This is a genomic window from Deltaproteobacteria bacterium, assembly GCA_018668695.1.
In the GTDB taxonomy this organism is placed as follows: Bacteria; Myxococcota; XYA12-FULL-58-9; order XYA12-FULL-58-9; family JABJBS01; genus JABJBS01.
In genome coordinates this window covers 12878-36102 of sequence record JABJBS010000059.1, presented here as the reverse complement: position 1 = coordinate 36102, position 23225 = coordinate 12878, and the positions used below count along the sequence as shown (strand labels likewise).

General features: G+C 49.2%; 17 protein-coding genes. 14 read left to right on the top strand and 3 right to left on the bottom strand.

Annotated features, from left to right (window positions below; all coding sequences use genetic code 11):
- The first annotated feature begins 28 nt into the window (after positions 1-28).
- The gene (locus tag HOK28_03285; GenBank protein ID MBT6432089.1) at positions 29-430 is read left to right on the top strand and encodes a hypothetical protein; all 402 of its coding nucleotides are present in this window, start codon (positions 29-31) and stop codon (positions 428-430) included.
- A 9-nt stretch (positions 431-439) separates the two neighbouring features.
- On the opposite strand, the gene HOK28_03280 is transcribed toward HOK28_03285, so the two are convergent.
- Positions 440-4072, bottom strand: a complete 3633-nt coding sequence (locus tag HOK28_03280; GenBank protein ID MBT6432088.1) for a cyclic nucleotide-binding domain-containing protein — start codon at positions 4070-4072, stop codon at positions 440-442.
- 44 nt (positions 4073-4116) lie between these two features.
- Positions 4117-6522, bottom strand: coding sequence for a TonB-dependent receptor (locus HOK28_03275; protein ID MBT6432087.1), 2406 nt, complete (start codon positions 6520-6522; stop codon positions 4117-4119).
- A 160-nt stretch (positions 6523-6682) separates the two neighbouring features.
- Here HOK28_03275 and HOK28_03270 point away from each other — a divergent pair, with 160 nt between their 5' ends.
- The 5 genes from HOK28_03270 to HOK28_03250 all read left to right on the top strand — a co-directional run bounded on the left by HOK28_03270 (position 6683) and on the right by HOK28_03250 (position 12934).
- Complete coding sequence (locus tag HOK28_03270; protein MBT6432086.1) at positions 6683-7339, top strand: hypothetical protein; 657 nt, start codon at positions 6683-6685, stop codon at positions 7337-7339.
- 14 nt (positions 7340-7353) lie between these two features.
- Positions 7354-9024 (top strand): hypothetical protein, encoded by a 1671-nt coding sequence (locus HOK28_03265; protein MBT6432085.1) that lies wholly within the window; start codon positions 7354-7356, stop codon positions 9022-9024.
- A 7-nt stretch (positions 9025-9031) separates the two neighbouring features.
- Complete coding sequence (locus HOK28_03260; protein ID MBT6432084.1) at positions 9032-9763, top strand: hypothetical protein; 732 nt, start codon at positions 9032-9034, stop codon at positions 9761-9763.
- 15 nt (positions 9764-9778) lie between these two features.
- Positions 9779-10270, top strand: coding sequence for a hypothetical protein (locus HOK28_03255; GenBank protein MBT6432083.1), 492 nt, complete (start codon positions 9779-9781; stop codon positions 10268-10270).
- Between the two features lie 84 nt (positions 10271-10354).
- Complete coding sequence (locus HOK28_03250) at positions 10355-12934, top strand: AAA domain-containing protein (protein ID MBT6432082.1); 2580 nt, start codon at positions 10355-10357, stop codon at positions 12932-12934.
- Here HOK28_03250 and HOK28_03245 read toward each other — a convergent pair.
- Positions 12931-13287: a hypothetical protein gene (locus HOK28_03245; protein ID MBT6432081.1), complete on the bottom strand. Its 357-nt coding sequence runs from the start codon at positions 13285-13287 to the stop codon at positions 12931-12933. The genes HOK28_03250 and HOK28_03245 overlap by 4 nt on opposite strands.
- Positions 13288-13628: 341 nt before the next feature.
- Between HOK28_03245 and HOK28_03240 the strand changes: the two genes are divergently transcribed.
- The 8 genes from HOK28_03240 (at position 13629) to tssB (ending at position 23165) form a co-directional block, all read left to right on the top strand.
- Entirely contained in the window at positions 13629-14237 is a 609-nt protein-coding gene (locus tag HOK28_03240) for a hypothetical protein (protein MBT6432080.1), read from the top strand.
- A gap of 94 nt (positions 14238-14331) precedes the next feature.
- The gene (locus tag HOK28_03235) at positions 14332-17979 is read left to right on the top strand and encodes a hypothetical protein (protein MBT6432079.1); all 3648 of its coding nucleotides are present in this window, start codon (positions 14332-14334) and stop codon (positions 17977-17979) included.
- Between the two features lies 1 nt (position 17980).
- Positions 17981-18430: a hypothetical protein gene (locus HOK28_03230; GenBank protein ID MBT6432078.1), complete on the top strand. Its 450-nt coding sequence runs from the start codon at positions 17981-17983 to the stop codon at positions 18428-18430.
- A gap of 8 nt (positions 18431-18438) precedes the next feature.
- Positions 18439-20160, top strand: a complete 1722-nt coding sequence (locus tag HOK28_03225; GenBank protein MBT6432077.1) for an acyl-CoA synthetase — start codon at positions 18439-18441, stop codon at positions 20158-20160.
- A gap of 3 nt (positions 20161-20163) precedes the next feature.
- A complete protein-coding gene (locus HOK28_03220) occupies positions 20164-20547 on the top strand; it encodes a DUF4280 domain-containing protein (protein ID MBT6432076.1) in 384 nt (127 codons plus the stop codon).
- 26 nt (positions 20548-20573) lie between these two features.
- Complete coding sequence (locus tag HOK28_03215; protein ID MBT6432075.1) at positions 20574-21524, top strand: hypothetical protein; 951 nt, start codon at positions 20574-20576, stop codon at positions 21522-21524.
- A 5-nt stretch (positions 21525-21529) separates the two neighbouring features.
- Positions 21530-22414 (top strand): hypothetical protein, encoded by an 885-nt coding sequence (locus HOK28_03210; GenBank protein MBT6432074.1) that lies wholly within the window; start codon positions 21530-21532, stop codon positions 22412-22414.
- A 229-nt stretch (positions 22415-22643) separates the two neighbouring features.
- Positions 22644-23165: a type VI secretion system contractile sheath small subunit gene (gene tssB / locus HOK28_03205; protein ID MBT6432073.1), complete on the top strand. Its 522-nt coding sequence runs from the start codon at positions 22644-22646 to the stop codon at positions 23163-23165.
- Positions 23166-23225: the final 60 nt, after the last annotated feature.

Below are 23225 nucleotides of genomic sequence, written 5' to 3'. Positions count from 1 at the left end.
GCAAGCTCAAGAGGTCGATCCCGGGCCCATGTACACACCTGGATCTGCCTCATACGAATGTTCTGGGTGCCAGCGAGGGATGCCGGGGCCGGGTAGCTTTCACGAGGTTGATGGAGCCTATTATTGCCCGGATTGCTTCTATGCAAATAAGGCCCAAGCTAAAGCGGCTGAGCCCATGGCTCCTCAGATAGAGCCTACATTAGCGGCGGCTGAGCCAATCGAACCGCTCACCCAAACGCCGGGTGCGGGGGAAAAGTGTGATGCCTGTATGCGCCCTCTGGTACGCCACTGTTTCGAAATACTTTCGGGCTTTAGTATTTGCAGGGCCTGTACCTCGAGTAATGAAGACTTGGCTCTAACCATCGCAAAGGTGCGTCATAAACGTCACCTTGAAGCGATTGCGCAAGGTCTTGCGTCTGGCCAATCTTAGGGAAGTCTCTTAAAACCAGGTAAATTCCTGAAGTTTCGGGCTCAGGGCTCTTTGAGCGCTTGAAAGATATCCAATCGTCATTTCAATTTGTTCGCGACTGGCCCAAATCATGGAGTCGATGGAACCCCCGTCAATTTGCAAAACGACTGCACCTTGCTCCGTGCGAGCGTTGGTAGGCAATGCACCGCCAGCGCTAAGGTACGAATATTTGCCAAAGCTTGCGCCGCGTTCAAGGTAGAGCCGAACTGTCTCGTCGCTATGAAGAGTGATGTCCCCAGAACCTACGATATAAAGATGCTGGCTTGGTTCACCTTGTTGGTACAAAGATTCTCCGGGTTCGAGTGTGATAATCTGAGCGCTTATCAAAAGCTGCTGAAGGGCTGTGCGGTCTAATTTTTCGAAAAGCGCACAGCTTTTCACCAAGAGTTCTTGTTCGATAAGACTGTTGAGATCCCGTGAATCATTTTGCTTATTGGCAGAAGGGGTGGGAGAGATTTTTTCTTCGCGCTTGGTCAGGGCACTGATTATTTGCAGCAAAAGGCCTTCAAGGACCGATAAATAGAGGGGTAAGTTGTATTGCAGAAGCAGACTAAAATCTTCTCGGCTCAATACCATGATGTGACTGTCGGTTTCGGCGTGAGTGGTCTCGTGCACGAGTTCTGCGCCAACGAGCGCTTCGTCTCCAAAACACTGACCTTCGCGAAAGTGTTCTTCCGTACTTTTTAAAGCACCGGTTTCGACAACGTAGAGGGAGTTTTGTGGGAGTCCTTTGGTAACAACGACATCACCCTCCTTAACTTCTCTAATCTCGAAGCAGTTGAGTGCTTCTGCCAGCATCGCTTTAGAGCAACGGGAGAATATATCGATGTTTTGAAGCCGTTGTACCTTACGCTCAAGGTAGATGTTCTTGAGTGAGTGGGTTCCCGTATCGACACTGCCAGAGCGCGTGAGTTCGTCGAAAAACCATCCTGCACATACCGCAAGCCAAGCTGAGCGACTGGCAAATTGCCCGTTTGCCATCAACATGAGGTCGTTAAGGGGTTCCGAGAGCTCCTCGTTGTAGATGTTTGCAAGCTTCTGAACTCGGGTCGCTTGGTCAAGAGGTTCAATCAGTGGAACAAGGCGTTTTGCGATATGCCCCGGTAAGCTTTGCTCAACCAGCTCGCAGTAGAATGCGATGTCTTTGGTTTGGCCCAGGTAAATACTGGCGTACATGCGCCGAAAAGGTAGGTTGGGGGCAAAGAAGCATGCCAGCAAAAGCATCCGCTGAATGACCTTTTCAAATTCGTGCTGAAGTGTTTCCCGCAGGTGGATAGCACCCTGCATTGTTGCATCCGCGTAGGCGGTGAGTGCTTGAAGCAAAGTGATGGCGCGCTTTCCTTCAAGGTTGATGCGTGCTTCGATTTGATTGAAATGAACAGAGTTGGCCTTGAAGTCCGCGTCATGGAGAGCGTAAAGCAGCTCTTCTTCAAGCTCTGGGTCACTGTTTTCAAGATGTTCAAAGAGTAGGTTTGAACTTATCTCACTCTTCATCTTACCCAGCAAAACCAGGATATGGCGGCGAATTCGAAAAGACTGGTCGTCGTCGCCGTAGGCTTCCCAGAGAGCATCGATGGAGGATTCACCAGATTCACTTAACGATTGAAGGGCAATCGCTTCAAGTTGAGGTTCTGAGAGTGCGTTGAGGGTGGCTCCTAGCAACTGAGGTGCTGCGAGCTGACCGGCGGCTTCGAGTGCTGTTTGGCGGACAAGGAGGTGTTCGTCGTTTAGTAAATCTTCCAGGCCATGATAAAATGAAGGGTTCTCAATCTCTCCAATAGCTTGAGCCGCGAGTGCACGTTCAGAAGGTGTCTCGGAGCGTTCGAGAGCTTGGAGCCGAGTACCAGCTGCAATAATAGAGCGAAGCCCCCCGTGTTTGATGAGCGAGGTCAGGGCCGTTAAGAGAAGACGGGAATGGCTGACCTGCAAAAAAGGAGTCAGGATATCGTGGCTGCGCTCTGGGTTAGATTCGGCAATGGCTTTTAAGACCGTGGCCTTCACTGCAGGGGAGACCTCATTGGCGAGAACTTCGACGAGCTGGTCCGTGGACTCTTCTTTAAGGTCTTGGGCAATGCTCTCGATGGCATGACGCCTAACAAGTGATTGTGGGTGTTGGAGCAATTCTGGGTAAAGAGGTCTTAAGCGTTCAGGCCTGAGTTTGAGGAGTAAATCTAAACTGTAGATAACCTCTTCAGCCCGCTGTGATGAAAGCCCTGCCTCGAGCAATTGCAGGCTGTGCTTATCATTTAAACCCAATTCAATATTGTGCATCCGCCGTGAGCCGACCGCGAAGGTAAGAACCTTGGGGTAGAGAAGACCGGTTTGGCGGCAGATGACAATCATTGTGATGCCGGAGACAAAAATCAACGTACAAAAGAGTGCGGTGGTTGGAGTGGTGATGCTCTTGAGCGCAAGCAGCAAAAGACCCACTCCGGCTCCAGCAAGCGGCCCGGCAATGGTGATGGAATAGTTGTGGGCTTTTGATCCCAGCTCTTTAGGCAACGGGTGAAAGAGGGAATGAAAGCTTGGATTGAATACAGTGGGCGTAAGGCACCGTTCGGCAACTCGCATCACAGTCAAAATGGCCAAAATCCAAATGGTAGCTGGGAGCAAAGCTGCGGTGCTTGCGCCTAGGATTGCCAGTACCACGACCACGATGGGTGTGATCTGGAGCATGCTAATGGTTCCGAACCGCTCAACAATGGTTCGAGCACTGATTGCGCCCAGAATAATGGAGCCAAGAGCGGTGGCGGCGGATGTATAGCTTAGAAAGCTTGCCAATGCCTCGGCCGTGAGAAAGTTGCTGTGAACTTCAGTTAGAAAAGCATTGTCGATTGAAAAGTAGAGAGCAGATATGGCGGCTTGAAGTGCGAGAACAAGCTTCATGTAGCGTTTATAGGTAGACTCTTCGTCTTCAGATAACCCAGCCGAGACGGCGGCTTGTTCCGCTCTTTTTTCTTCCTCTTCTTCTTCTTGAATGCTCCCCGCCTTCAAAATTTGAGACTGATTGAAGAAGGCTGAAATCATCGTGACGATGGATAGAAAAAGTAAGTTTTCGGTACCGATGATGGGCAGTAGGCTTGGAACCAAAAGGCCTGCAATGAGAGTCGTGAATTTATCGCCGGCCGTGATCAAGCCATAAAGTCGTTTACTCTGCCTTAACGTAAAGACAGCGTTGGCGGTACCCCAAAGAGACATGGAGAGCAGTCTGAATGTAATGAGGTAAAAAATGGGGAGCGCTACGATGCTTAGATAGCTGCTTTCTAAAACGTCTAAAGAAAAACGCATGCCCACCAGCATACAAATCGTGAGGGCAAGTGAGAGCCGGTAAGCTTTGAGGGAGCTGTGTGTTTTGGCGTAACGTGAAAAGGTTGTTCCGAAGATAGGAAGAATCAAGCCTGCGACGATGTAGATAGTTGGCAGCTCTGATGCGGAGAGAGTTTCTAGAAATATCGCAAACACAGCAGTTCGCGTGAATAAGTTTTGAAGACCGATGAGTAAGGCTTGAATAAAGACTCGGCTAACAAGTTTGCGTTCGTTCGATTCAACACCGAGCAGCTGACTTAATTTTTCGGTGGTATCTGGCAACATCGTATCGGCCATCTTCTCAGCCGAAGCCATAAGCTTTGGCGGGTTGAATCAACCGTTTAGTCTAATTCTGTGGAGATGAGCAACTGAAAGGCGCGTCCTGGTTGCGGTAAAAGCGAGTTTAGACCGCCGGCGCTGCCTTTGTCGGCACCGGCTTCGAAGAGACCTTCAATGTCTCCAGAGTTTGCCGCACCGATACCTGGGTGAAAATAACGGGCATCCGTGAGGTTGGTTACGGTTAAGCTCATATTCAGGCCGTGAAGACCAATGTTTTTGACCATCACGCTGGCGTCCAATGTGACGTAAGGGTCTATTTTTGCAATTGAATTTGAACTTACAGTGACGCGTTTGTTGACGTAGCGAGCAAGGGCTGTGACCACGAGACGATTGATGGGTTTGGCGGTAATTCCGCCTTTGATTTGTAGGTTCGCGATATCACCAATCCAGCATTCACGATTCGTTAAGTTGTGACCCATCACGCCGTTTGAGATGTAATCGGCTCGGCTCTTCTCATTGCATGCGCTGGAGTAAGGTGCTCGGCGGGTTAGAGGGTACCAAGTCACATAGGTCCAGAGTTTCAATTGCTTCATTTGGGGAACCGGTATGGATGCAATCGCAGCCAGATCCACCCCTAGGATTTCAGCGGCGTAAAAATCAGTAGATTTGTTCGCAAAATCTATGGAGTAAATGTTCTTGTTTTCTACAAAGTAGGGGCTTAGCTGAATATTTATATTGTCCGAATTGTAGTTCAAGCTCAGCTCATAAGTGGTCGATGTTTCAACCCGTATTTCGGTATCCTCTTGATTGAGAGACGCCGTATTAAAGCCATAAGTTTGTCGCTGCGATGGTATTTTAAAGGCGCGGCCGAGCATTGCTTTAAAGGTGAAGCGATCCCAAAATGAGAGTACATAAGCAGTTCTAAAAGACGTATAGAAATTGTTCCGGGTAAAGGTCTCTCTGATTCCGAGGTCGAGATGATGGTCATCTAAGAAAGTGTATTTGGCCATCAGGTAGCCCGCAATACGGTGTAGACCCAGCTTGTTGGCAGGAGGGAGTTCATCCACACCAACTTGTCCACTCTCGGTTTCCAGGGTTCCAGCCTCTGGGTTATTGGTTCCAGCGTCAGTGTCTTGAAAAATACCGGTATACGATGTCCAGCCTTGCACCACTTCGTTGTAAGCGTAATTGACTCCGCCAATGAGAGTCAGCTCGTCATTCCCGAAGACTTTTGGAATCTGGTACTTTAGAAACTCATTGATTTCGATGCCGTGATTGGAGGCCTCATAATGGTTGAGCTTGACGGTGCCGGGGCTGGTGTTTGTGACTGGATTTCCACTCAAGAGCAGCAGTGTATTATCTTCCGGCCAAACGCTTGCTCGAAACCGTGCGAGGAATTGTGACTGAAGTCGGTCGAAGGTTTTGGTGTAGCGTACATGTGCCCCATAGAAGGTATCGTGCCAAATAGACTGGTTTTGGAAGCGGTCGGCCGCATACTGCGAACCGGTGCCTCGCTTGAAGTCAAAGTATTGGAAACCAACTTCGGCCTCATCTGTCATCAGCCGAATATCAAGGCTCATATCTCGAAAGGGAGAGCGAAACTCACCGCTAAGGTTTGGGTACTTCTCGATTAGAGTAGGTCCCCAGAGGTCCTTGTCACCATAGTGCTCAGACCGAGTGGAACCGTATTCGTACTCGCTGAAGTCTCCAATGACTTCATCGACGTGTCCTTGCTCGAGTCGTCCCGTGACGCTCAACCTAAAATCATCACTTTTATGAAGAATGCTAAAGTCGGTGAGGTAACGGATTTTATTGGCCTGGTCGATCATAGACTGCGGGGCATGAATACCGCTGACAACCGCGAATTGTGTTCCAAGCTGCTTGCTCTCACCCTTGGTGACCACGTTGATCGAGCCCATCATGGCATTGCTACCGTGAATCAAGGACCCTGGCCCGTAAACAATTTCGACTCGGTCAATATAGGATATGGGAACCATCATCCGTGCATTGTCGTAAATATGGTCGTGCCACGGGATGTTGTCGATCATGAATAAAAAGTTATCGCCCCAGGAGCCGCTGCGTCGCCCTCGCCAATAGGGGCGAAACCAAGTGGCTCCGAATGGCCGCGAGACATCAATTCCAGGTAAGTCATCGAAGATTTGAGAAAGCTCAATATAACCGCGCTCTCGCATCTCTTCGCCGGTAATGATGATAACCCAGGCTGGTGCAGTGAGCGCATTCTCTCGGGTGTTGGATGCCGAGAAAATGGGCGGATTGATGATTTCTTCGATACTCAGCGGACCTTTGTCTTCCGCTGTTTCGATTTTGAGCTCAGATTCCTTGGGGTTCAGTATTTGCTGAATCAAGTCAGGACTATTGCTTGCCGACGCAGAACCGCAAAGCACTGATATTGTGCAAAACGCCACGGCAGTTAGCCTGGTTTTATAAAAAAAGCTCTCTTCAGTCATAATCAGTACTTGTTTATAGTCCAAGGTTTATTGATCTTAAAAATTTGCGCCATTTAATGCTGAATTTTTCTTTAAGGCCGTTAAATGGACCCTTAGCCACTCTTTTGCTACGAATCAGTATCAGTAATCGGTTTTTAACTTCCATCGGGATTCCAAGACTATGGCTAATGCGTTTGTGTGTCGCGTCGAACTCAGCAAGACAGATGGAATTACGGTCAAGCTCACCGACGATAAGGGCAAGGTCACTCAGTCCATCGTGATGGACGGTAAAAGCATCACGACTACGTTCAAGGGTAAGAAAAAAACCAGCACGATTACTCAAAAAGATTTGAGTGTGGTGATTAAAGTCACCGGCGATAAAGGCACCAGCACCATTACCCAAAACGAAGAAGAGGTCACTGTAAAGGTCAAAGACTTTAAGGTGGACGCAGAAACAATCACGATGAAGTCGTCCAAAACGACAGCCCACGAGTCCAAAGATACTCTCTCCGTGAAAAGTACGAAGGCGATGACCCTTGAATCTAAAAATGCGATGAATGTGAAAAGCACCAGCGCGATGACCCTTGCCTCGAAGAACTCGTTCAAGGCCAGCGCGAAAGCAGCTTTCACGGCCGAAGGTCTGAGTGTGGCGGTCACTGGTAAAACCAAGGTAGCCATCAACTCCAAAGGTCAAGCAGAGCTTGGCGCGGCCAAGGTATCAGTTAAAGGCAAGGCCATGGCTGAGTTGAAAGCTCCCACCACTCAAGTGGGACAGAATCTAACGACAATCAAAGGGCAGATGGTACAGGTTAGCGGTGCCATGGTGAAGCTGGGCTAGGTAGGACAAACGAAATGAAACTCGATAGCGAACTCTACGACGAATTTTTGAGTGAGCTGGAACTGCTCGAAAAGTTCAGGATCACTTACAGTGGTATTCATCCGTTTGCTCCGGTGGAACGTGATGATCAGGATGTTCAGCGTATGGTTGAGGCCCTGGCGGTCTTCAGCGCTCGGTCACGTCTGGCTGGGGAGCGAAGTGTTGAGCGCCACAGTCTGCGTATGTTCGAGCAGCATTTTCCTTATCTACTAAGCCCGGTCCCGGCGATGACGATGCTTCGCGCCTTACCCGGACCTCGTTTTGTAGACGCGACGGATTTACCCGCTGACACTGAGGTGGTGATCGAGGTCCCACGCCAATCAGATGGGGCTAAAGACCCAGGCGAAGATAGGTATTCGTTTCGAACGCTGCATCCCATGCACATCGTGCCAATCGAGCTTAAGTCCATCCGAATGGAGCGACGTGGCAACGAGGGCAGCACCATGCGTCTGGGATTTAAGAGCCAGTTTTCTCGTAATGATGCAGTCGGGAAGCTTGAACTTTTTGTGAATCATTTAGGTGATTTTGTCTCCTCTTTGCTCGTGTACTCCAAGCTTAAACAAAGCATCGTGAGCGCTTCGATTTGTTTTGATGAGGGAAGCGATAACCCAGAGCCAAGTGTATGCAGGGTTTCCTTTGGACGCGTCACGGGGGCGCCGCAAACTGCTCGCCAGTTGTCTTTAAGCCCGGTAGAACGGTCGCGTCTCGCTTTTCATTACCCGCACCAAGAATTGTTTGTCTCGGTCCAAGTGAATCAAACACCTCGAAATTGGTCATCTTTTGAAATTTCTCTAGAACTTGATCGAAGCTGGCCTCTGGACCTGCGGGTGACCAACGAGACATTGCAGCTCGGCACAACTGCTATCATTAACCTGCGCCGAGATATGGCCAACCCGTTGGTGGTTGATGGTACCAAGGACAGGTACCGCATTAAGCACCCTGAGTTTGACGAGGGCTATAGGATGCACTCGATTCAAGGTGTTTATAAGCTTGGAGATCAGGGTTCCGAACCGATTTTACCTGAGGTTGTGGGCGGCAGGGGTGAGTCTTACCAGCCCAATATCGAAGGCGTGGGGGCCAAGAGGCGCGCGTTTTTGAGTCTTCAGCTTCCCGACGCATTGATTGAACCCGTGACGGTTGCCACCGAGGCTTTGTGGATTCAGCCCGGAGCGGGACGTTCAACCGTTTTAGAGTCCGAAGTATCTCTACCAGACCGCTTTCTCGAGGGCGTTGAATGGGAACGCGTAGGTGTTGTTGAACCCTCCCGAGACAGTGGGCTGAGCGAACGTGTGGATGATTTACTGCGCATGGTGGCTCTTAAAACCCAGCGTTTTCTCGGCCGTGAAGATTTACTTTTTCTATTGGAAGCACTTGGGGCAGGTAAGCATCAATACTTTCAGCGCCTACTGCAATCGGTTGCCAGTGTTGATGTGAAGCAAGTTCCGTCGGGCCGCCAGGCAAGCGGTATGAAGTTCGTCTATTATTTAGTCTTAGAGAATATGGATACAAACCTTCTGCCAGCTGTAGACCTGTTTTTCGCGGAAGTTTTGAAACTTTTACAGGCATGGAGTATCGAAGAAGTAGTGGAACTTGAGGTCGATATTCCAAATCTCGAGGAACACTTCACATTTCAGACGCAAATCTGAGGTAGAGATGACCGAATTGATGGTGAACCAAGAGTCCCAACCTTTGTGGACAAATATTCGGGCGGCTTTCATAGCTGCGATGAATCTTTGCGAAGAGGCACAGGTTAAACAAGAACTCTTCGAAGCCAAACAAGAAGAACTTGACCCTCTTACGGGGGCAGTTGGAGCAGGTCAGTCTTTTCATGCTGAAGCAGATGTAGGCGGCGCCGACATGGTGGCCTTACGCGCATCCCTTCGCAAAACTCTCGACAGTTTAAAGAAAAATCTCACGCATGAATTATCTGAAAGGGAAGTCTACTTTTGCCTCTTCCCTCTGGTTATCTATATTGATGAGGTGGTACAGCTAAAGCTCACGACTCTAGCGCGCCCTTGGCAGCCGCTTCAGCGCGAGCTCTATAAAATCGATAACGGTGGTGAACGCTTCTACGAAGGAATCGACAACTTGCTTAGTAAGTCGGACACGCCTTCGGTGATTTTTGAAGTTTTCTATTTCTGTCTCTCGCACGGCTTTCGAGGACGTTATGTCAGCGATGCTGAGAAGATTAAGCTCTACGGCTCCATGCTGCGCCAGCGGATCCCAACACGCCATTTGGTGAGCGGAGATCCTGATAAGAAGCTGCCGGTTGCGCGGATATCCTTGGTCTCATTTCCCCGTAGGCTATACGCAGGTGCTCTCAGTGCTGGAGCTTTCGCAGTTTGCTGTGGTTATCTCTTTAGTTATCTTGAATTGCATCTCTAAGGCCGGTCTCTGACTATGTTTTTTTCATCCGAAGATGAAGACTCGAACGACTTCTTCAATCTTGATGAGGTTCGGGACGGCTGGTCTGAAGCGGTACCGGTTGAAACACCGGTATTGGATCAGCCTAAAAACATCATACAGACGAAAATTCAGTGGGAGCCCGAAGTCTTGGCGCGGTTTGAAACCCTGCGTGAATCACTTTTCAAGTCATTTCCAGACTACGCTGAGACCTTCAACGTCCTCTTTCAGTCTATCGAAGAAGACATGAATAGCTGGCTGGGTATCTCGCCGGTTCCCTCTGAGCAAAGCCCCGAAGATGATGAAGCCGAGCCAATGCAAGAGCTAGAGTCTGAGCCCGGTGACCTGGATTTAGATGAGTTTGAGGACATAGAGCCCGTTTTGCCTCAGGGGGAAGCGGGAAAAGCTCTTAGTAAAGCCTTGATGGACCTCGAAAACTTCTTGGAAGCGATATTTGTTGACGGTGATTTTTGGCGTCTTATGTCTTGATTTTCTTTTGATTGAACCTCTCTAATTTTCTCCGTATGTTATCCCATCTACGCCTTCAAAGGGCGGGAGCTGGGAGACTGTATTATGTTGATTGAGCGTTTTGGTTCTGCTGCGAGAAATTGGATTGAGGCTGGCTGTCGCTTGGCCGTTAAGCACAACCATCGTCATGTGACTCCCTATCATCTTCTGGCTCATATGGTGGACGGCAAGGTTGAAAGCTGCGCCAATTGGCTGACCACTGCGGGAGTAGATCTCACGAAGCTTGAGCAGGCCAGCCAAGTGGCGATTGAATCCGTTGAGAAAGCTGAAGCTGGAGCGGGTAATACACCGATCAATCGTCAATTAGAGTCCATCTTGATGGCGGCTGAAGAGCTGGTCCCTCAAGCAGATGGAGCAAATATCGAAGTACCTCATATTTTTGGGGCGATGCTGGATTTTGAATCGGTTGGGCAGCTGCTTGAAGAAAGCGGCGCAAAACTTCCAAAGCTCAAACAAGCGCTTTCGGCCGCTCAGTTGAAGGCTTCGGGGGAGTCCGTGGTTGGAGAAGGTGAATTCCTGGCTCGTTATACGGTGAATTTAAGCGATGCCGCACGTGAGGGTGAGCTTGATCCTGTCATTGGCCGCGATGCAGAGATTCGTCAGGTTATTCAAGTTCTAAGCCGACGCCTTAAAAATAATCCAGTCGTGATTGGTGAACCGGGTGTGGGTAAAACGGCTGTCATTGAAGGCTTGGCTCAGCGTATCGAATCCGGTTCTGTTCCCGACAATATTGCAGGTCAAGTGGTCCTATGTCTCGATATCGGACTTTTGTTAGCTGGGGCACGTTACCGAGGAGAATTTGAGGAGCGGCTCAAGACCGTTTTGCAAGAAGTTTCTGATGCGGGTAATGTCATTCTCTTTATCGATGAATTGCACACGCTCGTGGGCGCAGGCGGTAAGGAGGGCGGCACCGATGCCGTAGGGCTTTTAAAGCCTGCCCTAAGCCGGGGAGATTTTCGCTGCGTGGGTGCTACCACACTTGATGAGTACCGCAAGCACATCGAAAAAGATCCAGCGCTTACACGCCGGTTTCAGCAGGTCATGGTGGAAGAGCCGTCTACAGAGCAGTCTACGACTATTCTAAGAGGCCTTAAAGAAACTTACGAAGCTCACCACGGTGTACGCATCACGGACGGCGCAATTCACGCGGCAGTTCGCTTGAGTCACCGCTATATCGCGAATCGGTTTTTACCCGATAAAGCGCTCGACGTCATCGACCAAACTGCGGCCAACCTACGAACCGAGTTGGCCTCGCGCCCGGAAGAGATTGAAACGCTCAGTGATAACATTGTTCAACGTGAAATTGAGATTCGAGCACTTGAGCAAGATATCGAAGCACCAAGCACGAAAAAAATTGAGGAGCTACGCAGTGAGCTGGACGAGTTGAAAGCGACAGCAGCTGAACTCAACGCGGTGTGGGAGCGTGAAAAGGGAAGCGTCTTGGTGGTTCAGGAAACCAAGAAATCTCTCGAGGATGCTCGGCGCGAAATGGATGTGAAAATTCGTGAGCAAGATTTCGCACGGGTAGCTGAGCTTCAATACAAAACGATTCCGGATTTAGAGAAAGCACTCGATGATCTCAATCCAGAAGAAGTTGAGGAAGTTAGATTTCTTCGCCAAGCCGTTACCGAGGCTGATGTTCAGGAAATGGTCGCACGGATGACAGGCATTCCGGTTACGAAGTTACAAGACGAGGAGAGCGAGCGGCTGATGGCGATGGAGGGCCTGCTTGAAGGCCGAGTGGTTGGTCAAGCAGAGGCAGTGCAGAAAGTGGCACGGGCTGTACGGCGCTCACGAGCAGGCTTACAAGACCCCCGCCGCCCGATTGCTTCGTTCTTGATGGTCGGGCCGACGGGTGTGGGAAAAACGGAGCTCTGCAAGGCTTTAGCAGACTTTATGTTTGGCGATGAGCGAGCGCTGATTCGAATTGATATGAGCGAGTATATGGAGAAGCACTCGGTTGCGCGTCTTGTCGGGGCTCCTCCTGGCTATGTGGGCTACGAAGAGGGCGGGGTTCTCACCAACCAGGTGAAGCGCAAGCCATACAGCGTCGTATTACTCGATGAGGTCGAAAAAGCACATCAGGATGTTTTCAATTTACTGCTTCAAGTTCTCGACGACGGACACCTTACGGACAGTCAGGGAACGGAAGTAAACTTTAAGAATACGATTATCATTCTCACCTCGAACCTTGGTGCGCGAGATGCCGCGAAACCAGGCATTGATTACGATACGCTTCGTGCAAGTATCATGGGCGCGGTGAAGGAACATTTCCGTCCTGAGTTCATCAACAGATTAGATGATGTGGTGGTCTTTCGGGCGCTGGCGCTGGAGAGCATGATTCCAATCGTGAAGATTCAGTTGGATCGTCTTGGAGAGCTCTTAAGGGAACAAGAGATGGATCTGGAAGTTTCTGATGCTGGTCTAAAGGCGCTTGCTGAAGCCGGTTTTGATCCTGAATACGGGGCAAGACCTTTGAAGAGACAAATTCAGACCAGTCTCCAAGATCCCATCGCGGAGCTTGTCATCGAGGGCAAACTTAAAGCATCTGAAGCAGTTGTTGTGGATGTCGAAGACGAAGAACTTACAATTCGTGTGCGCGAAGCGCCGCAGGATGAAGATTAAGCCGTCTTTTTAACGCTTTGTGAGCCGTGATGTGTGGTGACCTGAGGCTGGTTCACACTTCGATTGCGCTTACCTATACGCGATACCTGAACGCGGCCATCTTCGATGATGGTGCGTGCTCTCGATTTACCAAGCATAGCTTGACCCAGTGTCCCCAGGCTCATCGGCTTAGGGTTATTCGCATTTTGAGAACGCGGTGGAAACAGGTTTGCAACTTGTCGCGCGTTAAAAAGCGTCTTGCCACGTGGGGTTACTTGGCGGCCTAAATTGCCGCGGCTGCTGTAAGTCATCAACGTACTGAGTTTGACAGTATACTGTGAGCAAATATCTTCAGCTGAAAGCCAATGTGCCATAACCGGTTACCTCCGTGTGTGGATCTCTTTCATATTCGATCCAAATATGTGGGACGTCCAGTTTTCGGCGAGACGCTCCAACGGTGGTGAAACCCGACTTAAAATAACTCGTAAAACGGCAAACCCTTGATTTAAGAACTCCTCCGGGGTTTTTAGACGGTCATTGCCCTCAAACTAAATTGTACCATTTTGATCCCCACCTCGCTTTTATTTCGCTTTGATCAGATCTCTTTTTTAATACGATCCACCGAAAATGTGGCTTGATGGACGAATCTCTCGAGCAAAATTTTGGGAATCTTACCTTTTTTAGCTTAAATCCTCAGGTAGCGAGGGAGAGTGCAATGGGTTCAGACGCGAACAGTCTCGATTTTAAATGTGATTGGCGCTACGGGTTTAATGTAAATCCGAGTGAAAAAGGGACCGTCGGCTATTTGCTGAGTTGGAGCGGGTGCGGTGGATTGAATTTGTCGAAAGACATCGAGGTCTGGAACCCCTTTACCGGAGCAGGCCAGACCGTGATCCGTGGTGAAACGGTTCGTTGCATCGGGTTGATCGATGATTTTAAGTATCAAGGTGGTGATACCGACCCGATTCGAATTTCTTGCTACATAAGCAAAGGCAACCAATCGAATATCCGGGCCAAGCTGGCCAAGCCTTTAACCAATACGAAAGTCAAAATGGCTTGGTATATTGTGAGCTACGATGAATCGGCGAAGCAATGGTACGAGGCCGTCAAACTTGTCAGTCCGAAAGTCGCGCAGACCAATGTGAACAGCGCGGAGGGAGAAATGCAGATTTTTATGGATAAAGATCCTGAAAAACTGAGTGAAACCCTCGATATCAACGTTTATCGCTTCGAATTTGAGCTGATTCCTCAGGAAAAGAAGAAAGTTCGGGTCCAATATGCCACGGGGCCGACGAAAAGAGTCGTTCGGCAATGGGGCGAATAACAGGTTTTTTGTGGAGTCGGGTATCACGGGTTATGGTCTCTACAAACTCGGAGTGTGACAAGCATACCAGGTGCTAAACGCGGAAGTGTCGCTGATGAAAACGGTTAAAACTGTTTTAAAATATCTGAAGCAGATGGGCATAGAAGTCGATACCAAGTTAATTCTTGGATTAATCGGTCTTGCTATTCTCGTGGGCGGCTTTGCGCTCATTGTGTGGAAGAAGCGGCGCGATAAGAAAGCGGCGGCAGCTCAAGAAGATATGGCTTGGGATGAAAGCCCCGCGCCAATTGCCAAGGCTCCACCTGTCGTTCATTTAAAGGCCTCAGCCATCTTGAAGGATTGGAAAGGTTTCCTCGCTGGATTACCTAGAGTCCTACGGCGCTCAGTCTATCAATTCACTCCCATTATCGTCTTAGGTGATACAGGCTCGGGAAAATCCGCGTTGGCAGACACCTTCTCCGATTGGAAACGCCAGGCACGTCAATATCCAGGTGCAGTCTTCAATGGCGAGAATCTCGATGTTTATCTAGGAACGCAAACACTTACGATTGAGTTACCCGGTAGGCTCTTGTCCATGCCAACCCAAATGGTTCGCAAGGCGTTGCTACGGGCTTTCACGCCTATCTTAAATCGGGCAGATCCGGTGGTGGTCATTTCACTGTCTGTGAATACTCTGCGAGAGCAAAGTCCTGACTATTTACGTGAGCTGGCGGAATCGATTCGCGGTAAGTTGGATGTGCTGAGTTCGGTACGAAAGCAGGCTTTAACCATTCGACTCGCAATCACCTCGACGGATGAAGTTGAAGGGTTTGAAGCGTGGTCACGTTTAAGTAACTCCTCACAGATTGCGAGCAACGTTGACCTTGATGCAGGTGAACTCAATGCTACCTTAGCACGCATAAGCGCCATCGAAGACTATTCGCCTTTGGCGTTGACCTCGTTATCGGCTCAGGACTATCTCGATTTTATTTCATTCACGCAGCATCTACCGAAGGAACTTTCCCAGCTTGGCGACTTTCTTGAGTCATTATTCGCAAGCAACCCGATGAGTGAGCCTCCGCGGGGAGATAGTATCTACTTCTGTGCAATGAATCATAAGCTACCGGGAGGTAACCCCCTCGTTTGCGCGCAGCGTCTTGATTCAACCTTCAGTCCACTTCGCGTCCACAAACTTACAGCCGCCGCGATTGGTCTCACGTTGGCCCTGGGTACTTTAGGGATTTACCAGCACGAACGTACCGAGTGGGAACTGGCGAAAGACGCGGCAGATCAATATGTGCCGACGGCTCACAGAGCTACCGAGAAAGAACTCCGCGAGAAAATTATCAGTTATACCGATCCTGATAAGAAACGCCTGGCTTCATTAATCGGTTTTGGGTTTTACGACGATGGTCGAGAGCAGATTCGTCAGCAGTTTATAAAGACGATCCAGGATGATTTATTACTACCCGAGATCGCCAAAGCCGGCAGTGGGCTATCTCCGCTGGGTCGCTCCATTTACCTCTTAGGCATTCTGTATAGCACCAAGTACAACGATTTTGGTCCGGTTATAGGCTCGAGAATTACTGATTGGGAGCAGGTTACAGGTATCCCCGGGGATGTTATCGAAAGCTACGTGGGTAGAAATACCGAACTCTACTCTGGTCCTCTTGAGGTTCAGATACCCGAGAATCTAAGCTTTTCTCCTGTTTACGAACTGGCTCCCTGGATTGCGTTTATTCGTTCTACCGAGGTCCTGATGCAGCGCATGCCTATGGATGCGGTAGGGCTTGAGCAGCTTCAAAAAAGCTCTAAAGAGCTGCAGGGCTATCTGACGCAGGTACAACATCAGAGTGCCGCATTAGTAATATACAATTTGTTGGTACAAAGTGTTGGCAGCAGCGCCACCAAATCTCTTGGCGTATACGCTCAGCATCTCGAAGTGACACGTTCTATTGATAAAATGTCAGGTGCTCTAAAAGAACTCATCCTAACTGTGCAAAATACGGATTTGGCGGAGAATCAGGAATCAATCGTTTCCTTAAGTGAGCTTGCGAGTGCTCTTGGCATCGCCATTGAGACGCAGGAGCAAGAAAAACGTGTGCTGGGATTTGATTTTGGAACGGGCCAGACTTGGGTGATTAAGCTCGCTGAATGGCAAGCTGTTGTTCAAAAGACTCGGTTACGAAGCATGGTCTCGGCCTTTTTACATTGCGACCGATTGGGTCGGCATGATGCGTTCTTTCCGGAAAGTACTTCAACGGCTTATAATCCAGTTTTGATGAATCCATACGGTAAGCCGGTTGCAGAGTTCACCGGGGACGCAATCTTGGACGGTATTTTCACGCGCTCTGCGTTTAATACGGAAGTTATTCCAAGTGTTCAGCAGGTTTCCGATTTGCTCGTGATGCTCGATTTTGATCCAGAGCTCTCAGCGAAGCTCAAGATGTTTGTACAGCGAAAAGTTTACGATTATACGGAAGACTACTCGCAACAGTTATCTGATTTCTACTCTGATTTCTCGATTCAAGCTCGTTCTACAGAGGCTATTCAGATTGTCATTGCTCAAATGCTCGATACCGTAAGTCCATTTCAAGATTTTCTAACAGCTATAGAGGGAAATGCCTCATTTACATTTCCTGAGAATATGAACGAAATGTTAGCGCCGATGATTAACCTGAATGAGGATTATAAGCCTCTGATTGGTATTTTGGCGAAGACAGAGGATGGCGGCGATCTCAAGCGCTATAAGGCTATCCTTGCGCAACTGCGCCAGGGCCTCAACGCAGCTTCTACGGGTGAACCGGCAGAACCAGAAGCTGAAGAGCAAACGGGTGGGGCTGAGCAAGGCTTACGCGAGCTCCTAAGCCCTGCAGGCAAGATCAGTCTCGACATTCTTCAAGGTTCTGTAGGGAATTATTTGAAATTGGTTGACGACTGGGTGGCGAGCGTGGAGCTGAGCCCTGAGCTTGCCAAGCCCTTTCGAGAGCCCATTCTTTTGCTCTATCAAGTTGGTTTGCGCGATATAGAAAAGAACGTACGAAACCAGTGGGCTCGTAAAATAGCATTGCCAATGGAAACGTTATTGGCGAAGTTCCCATTCAACCGCGAGGCCAAGGCTGAGATTAACGCCGAAGAGCTGACTGCATTCTTTCATCCCGTACGAGGTCTATTCAATCAGCAGTTTACGCGTATCTTTAATCCGGTATTGGTGAAGGACCGCGGTGTGTACCGGGTTCGGCGCTCAAACTTAGGTAAGCCTAGAATTCATGAAGACACTTTGAGGTCTATCAACCGTGTGGCACGGATGAGCCGACGACTCTGGGATAAAGACGGTACACCCAGGCCGCTTGAAGTTATCGTGACGCCTAAATTATTTGGAAGTATGGTTAAAGATAAACAAGCTTTGACGTTGGTTTATTTAAGCTCTGGAAAAACATCACTTTTCAACTTCAACCAAAAGCCTGCGCTTAAAGGGCTGAAGCTCGACTGGACCCACCAAACCACTGCACAAGTGGGCATCCAGCTTACAAACCGTACCACAGGCGAGCATCGTTACCCGGGTGCTGTGATTGCTCAGGATTCCCATTGGAGCTTCTTTAGACTCTTGACTAAGGGAAGTTCGAAAGATTTAAGCTGGAGTTGGTCATTTGGCGATACGGAACAGGGTAGAGAAGTTAAGATACCTGTGACATTCGAATTGAAAGAAGACCCTTGGGAATTGTTTACGATCCCAAATGCAACACGGTTATCGGGGTTATGAGATGAACGAGCGCACCAACAAAGGATATCATCGCATATGCAATGCGATTGTCTTGGCTGTTATACTCGTTACCGCGGCACTGTCTTCGGGCTGTGCAACGACCCTTCGATTCTCTGTGACGGCGGAAGCAGACACCAATAAAAATGCCCCAGTGTACTTGGTCGTACGCAGTGTGGATGGTCAAGCTTTCTTGGCAGAGCACTACAATGCTGTTGCAGAAAAGGTTTTTCAGGGCGTCCCCGATAAATCTATTTTAGAGCGGAAGATTATTTTTCCAGGACAAAGCGAAACGATTCAAATTGAGACTCCTGCGGAAGGTAATCTCGGTGTGTACATTTTATTTTCTGAACCGGGCGAAAACTGGAGGATACCCCTTCAAGCGCCTTTTCCAGAAGAAGTACTTATTTCCCTGGGCAAGAACCAAATCCGCCGCGTTCAGATCCGACGTTAGAGATCTCTATGGCGGTTGATGACAAGTTACCCATACTTAAAATGAGAAATTCTCTCAGCTCTGAGAGAACGGCAACTTTTCGATTGCCAAAATGGCTACGCGATAGCTACAAAAACCCAAACGACTTTTGGACCCGTTACCTCGAGCTCTTTACCGGCTATGCGGGTCTTCCCAGTAGGGCACGGTACCAAGAGGGGTATGATTTTTATCACGACCTTGTAACCCGTAACCTCGAACAAGCAGCACCTGCATTTATTCATTGGGCCGGAGACCGCGGTGAATTAAGGCTGAGCTATGCCGCGCTGAATCAGCGTTGCCGAGCGTTAGAGGCTGTTTGGGAAGCATCGGGAGTGGTTGCGGGAGACACCATCGCCGTGGTCTTGCCTATGAGCCCGGCCTATGTGGTGGCCTGTTTAACCGCGCTGAAAATGGGTGCAGTGGTTGTTTCGATTCCCATGTTTGGTCGTCAGTTTGCGATTGATTACCTAGAACAAAGTGGGGCTACATGGTGGGTGACCGAAGACCGTTATACCTACGGGATTGAATACCCTGCGCAGCGATTGGCCCTTCAGGGAACTGCTGCACCAGCTGCTGCGGCTAACAGGTCTTATTTTTACGCGGCCGATGAGACCGCGCTCCAAGTTTTTTCGCCAGTACAAGACTTGCAGAGTGCGCCTATTGAAGTCAGTGCCCAGAGCCTATTTCTCGGAGTCGTTAGAGATGCGGCGTTGGTATTGAGCCTGGATGCCGGGGATGTGCTCGCGGCCCCGGGTTTTTGCCCACTTCAGTTCCAGCCGTGTCTCTTGTTGTCTTGTTTAAGCGTAGGGGCAACCTACGTTGAAATGAACGAAACTCAGTTAGAACAAATTGGACCGGACCTTTCGCGGTTTGAACTTACGCATTTACTGGTGACGCCGCGTGTTCGAGAGTCGCTCATACGTGACCAATTCAAGGGCGTTGGGGGTCTGAAGCGGTGGTTTAGAAATGCTCATGGCTCCCTTGAGTGGGGGCGCTGGGATTTGTTTTCAGCAAAAGCTAAATCCCTAAATGCTCGTGGTATGTCGTATTTCGCGAACGCCGCCGCAGGTGGCGCGGTATTGCACGGGGTGAGTAGGCTTCAGCCTCAATACTTGCATGTGCTGCCTGTCGCAGGCTCTGAGTATTCTATGGCAGATACCAATCTGAGCGGCATGCCCTCGGTTGCTGAGCATGGGATTCTCGAATGGAAGCAACTCGATTCCTCTGAAACGGTATTGGGTCAGCAATTGCTGAGCCAAGATAAAGATGAATACATTCTGATTGGGCCGATTAAGCCGCATCGCAGCGGGCAAAGCTACCCTCGAGACTCCGTCGTTGGGCTAACGGCAGAGATTGGGGGAATTGAGTCGACCAGTATTGTTTATGCACCCGCGGGCAAGTCAACGGGCGGTTGGCAGGCCATTCTCGTTGTGTTTGTACCGCCAGATTCGCCCGTGTTGGCGGAGCGTTCAAAGCTGGAACAAAAGCTCGCAACATTGTGTAAGGTTGAGCTTGGGGGCCGAGCGGTCCCTGACAAAATCGAGGTGTTTGGTTTGGTTCCACACAGCGAGGACGAAGTTGTTTCGCAGGTGTGGTGTGAAAGTCAGTATCTAACGGGAATGCTACATCGCAAGGAACAGGTTCCAGCATTTCGGCATCTTTCAAAGCTGCGTTATGCGGTGAAATCACTGCTCCAAGAGCAAGAAGGGTAAGCTATGGGCTGTCAGGTTTGTATGGGTGCCAGCCTAAAGTGTTCTTTTGGTGCAGCGCCTTCGAGTCTTGTGGTTTTGCCTGTGAATCGGGTGATGGCAACCATGCCGGCGGCCAATATTATGGACAATAAGCCGTTTATGAATATCTTGCCCTTTGGGATGTGTATGAGCCCAGCCAATCCAATGGTTGCAGCCGCGACAGCAGCTGCGCTCGGTGTTTTGACGCCGATGCCTTGTATACCGATGACCATGGCTCCTTGGATGCCAGGTAACCCGAAAGTACTGTTGGGCAATATGCCAACCTTGAACAACTCATCGAAGCTTATGTGTAACTGGGGCGGCGTAATTAATATTTTAAGCCCCGGACAAGTTAAAGTTCAGTGTTAAGGACGAGAGTCGTCGTAGGAGAGCCCGTGAGAAGTCTCGAAAAATTAGTAACTCAACTAAAAGTCAGTGACGAGCCTGGGTTGGAAGCCTTTGATGAAAGGTTTGGAGCGATTGGCGATCATGCTCAAGCCAGGCGATTTGGGCAGGCAGCAGACATTTTTGAGGAATTGGTCGACGCTGAGATTTACGATGCCCGCTTGTCTGTCTTCTATTTCTACCATTGTATCGATACCCAGCAAGCGCAGGGCGCCCTCGGGGTTATTAGAGTGCTAAATGCGATGCTCTCGGAGAATCTCGAGGCATGGGGGCCCGTGACAAATCGCGAAAAAGTTTTGGTCAAGAGCCTGACGTGGCTGTGGCAAAATGTGACAGACCTCGTGAATTATCACTTAGAGTCTACTGATTCTAAGTGGAAGCTTTTTGAAAGCCGAGATGAAGAACTACTCGATGCCTTGCGAGAAGAATTTCTCAAACTCAATAACCAGCTGACAGCTCCCGTGTGGGGAACATGCGGTGGACTCATTGCTATTTTTCAGAAGACACTCGAAACGGAATTTAGTTTCCTTGATGAACCGGTTGCTCAAGTGCAAGCGGAGGAAGACGCGGAGGTTAGCGTGACTCAGGCAGAAGTTATTGAATCGCCAGTTACACCGGAACTTAATCAGACCAGTGAAAGTGCGGTGACCTTAAAAGCATCCCCACAATTTTTTCAGCTTCAAAATAAACTGGCTGCTTTTGAGATTCTTGTACAAAAGGGTCAGTTTGAAAAAGCAGCAGTTGTGAGCAACGACTTGATGGAGTTGATTAAGAATTTCGATCCACGACAGTATTTCCCTGAGCTCTTCGCGGGGTTTTTTGGTGAACTCAATAAGTCCATTCAGCAAGTTCGGCCCCACCTTGAAAACCGTGACCCACTCACGTGGGATACACTTGAGCAGTTCTACCAGGTTGATCTCGACGGGTTTGTTCAGGACTGATTGGAATGAACCTACAAACCGACATCACCCTGAGCGACCAGGCTGAAGAACGATTACGTAAGAGACTACTCGCGAAAGCCAGTAGCTTCGATTTGCTTGCTTTACTTAAAGCGCTTCGTTTAATTGGCTACGAGCCCGACGATATCTTTTTTGAGAATGCTGTTGATGAGGCCGCGACAAGAAGCCTGGTTCGGTTTGTGCGTTTCGAAGACAGGCCTATTCACCGTGTCGTGGTTGGTGTGAATATGGGAATGATGGGCCCGAATGGACCTCTTCCAAGCTATTTCCAGCAATTTGCCGAGAATCTTCCAGATAGAGAACCATTCGACTTAATGATTGGTTTTTTCGACCATCTTAGTTTGAAAAATTTATTCGCCTCTCTCTATCCTGATTTCTATTCGAGATATTATGACAGCTGGGAAGGTATGCGGAAGTCCTACCTTGGTATTTGCGGCATGACCTCCGTCGACCGGGTTCACTGGGTTGTTTCTCAATATATTCCTGAATTGCCGGTACATGTGAGCAGGGCAAGATTTCGTAAGACTTCAGACCACCACGTTGCAAGAACCGGCGTGACCCGTTTAGACGGCACAGGTATTGTTGGACGAGGTTACCAAGCTGAATCTCATGGCTTTCAGGTAAGATTACACGCCGAACTCGAAAAAGATTCTCGAGGATTTTCTTGGGCCAAAGTAGTCACAGATAGGTATGAGCAGCACTTAAAGCCGTTGTTTGATGTTTACAATGTGGAGGTGACCCTGAGTTTGTGGATTGAGAACCACGAAAGTTGGGCAACACTCAATCGCCAGGGGTTTCTCGGCTTTGAGAGAATCCAGGAGCGCACTGCTGCGGGCCATGAAGTTATACTCCACGATGCGCGTGCCTCGTAAGTGGTTGGTTCAAAACGTGATGCCGCTACCAAAGAGACGATCTTTCTATTCAGTTAGCGTGTGTGGATGCTTTAAATTTGGGGCTCATTTCTTGACTCCCAACCAAGGCTAAATAAACTTCAACTGCGCTTGTTATTTTCTACGATGCGACTGACGAAATCTTAAGAAATCGTGTCGAGCCAAGCGATAATCATAAGGCAGGATATTCCTGTGGAGACGGAGAAACCAGATGGCTGTAAACGACGAGATTCCAAAGTCGCGTTTAACCTTAACTTACCGAACAGATGTCCACGGCGAGAAAGAGGATGTTGCGTTACCCTTTCGCTTGTTGGTGATGGGGGATTTGTCTGGCGGTACTTCTAAAGATAGCAAAGAAGATCTCGACCAACGCCGCGTTCGCAATTTGGATGGGAAGAACTTAAATTCCATCATGAGCGACATGGACATGAACGTCAGCTTCACTGTTGATAACAAAATCGACCCATCAGAAGCGGAACAAGTTGAAGTGGACTTGCCGATTAATTCGATGAACTCTTTCAGTCCGTCTGAAGTTGCCGCGAGCATGCCGAAGGTCAAAGCCTTGGCGTTGTTGCGAAAGCTTCTATTGGAAGTTCAAGGTAACTTGGACAACCGCAAAGAGTTTCGTCAATTGATTCAAGCTTTGAGTGACAACCCTGAAGCGGTGACGGCACTTAAAGAAGAGCTTTCTGCGTTTGACTCATATGCAGTACCATCCGGCGAAGCTAGCTAAAAGGTATTGTGATGGGGTTTAGGCCACCATCTGAGCAAATAAATAAAACGATTAATTTTT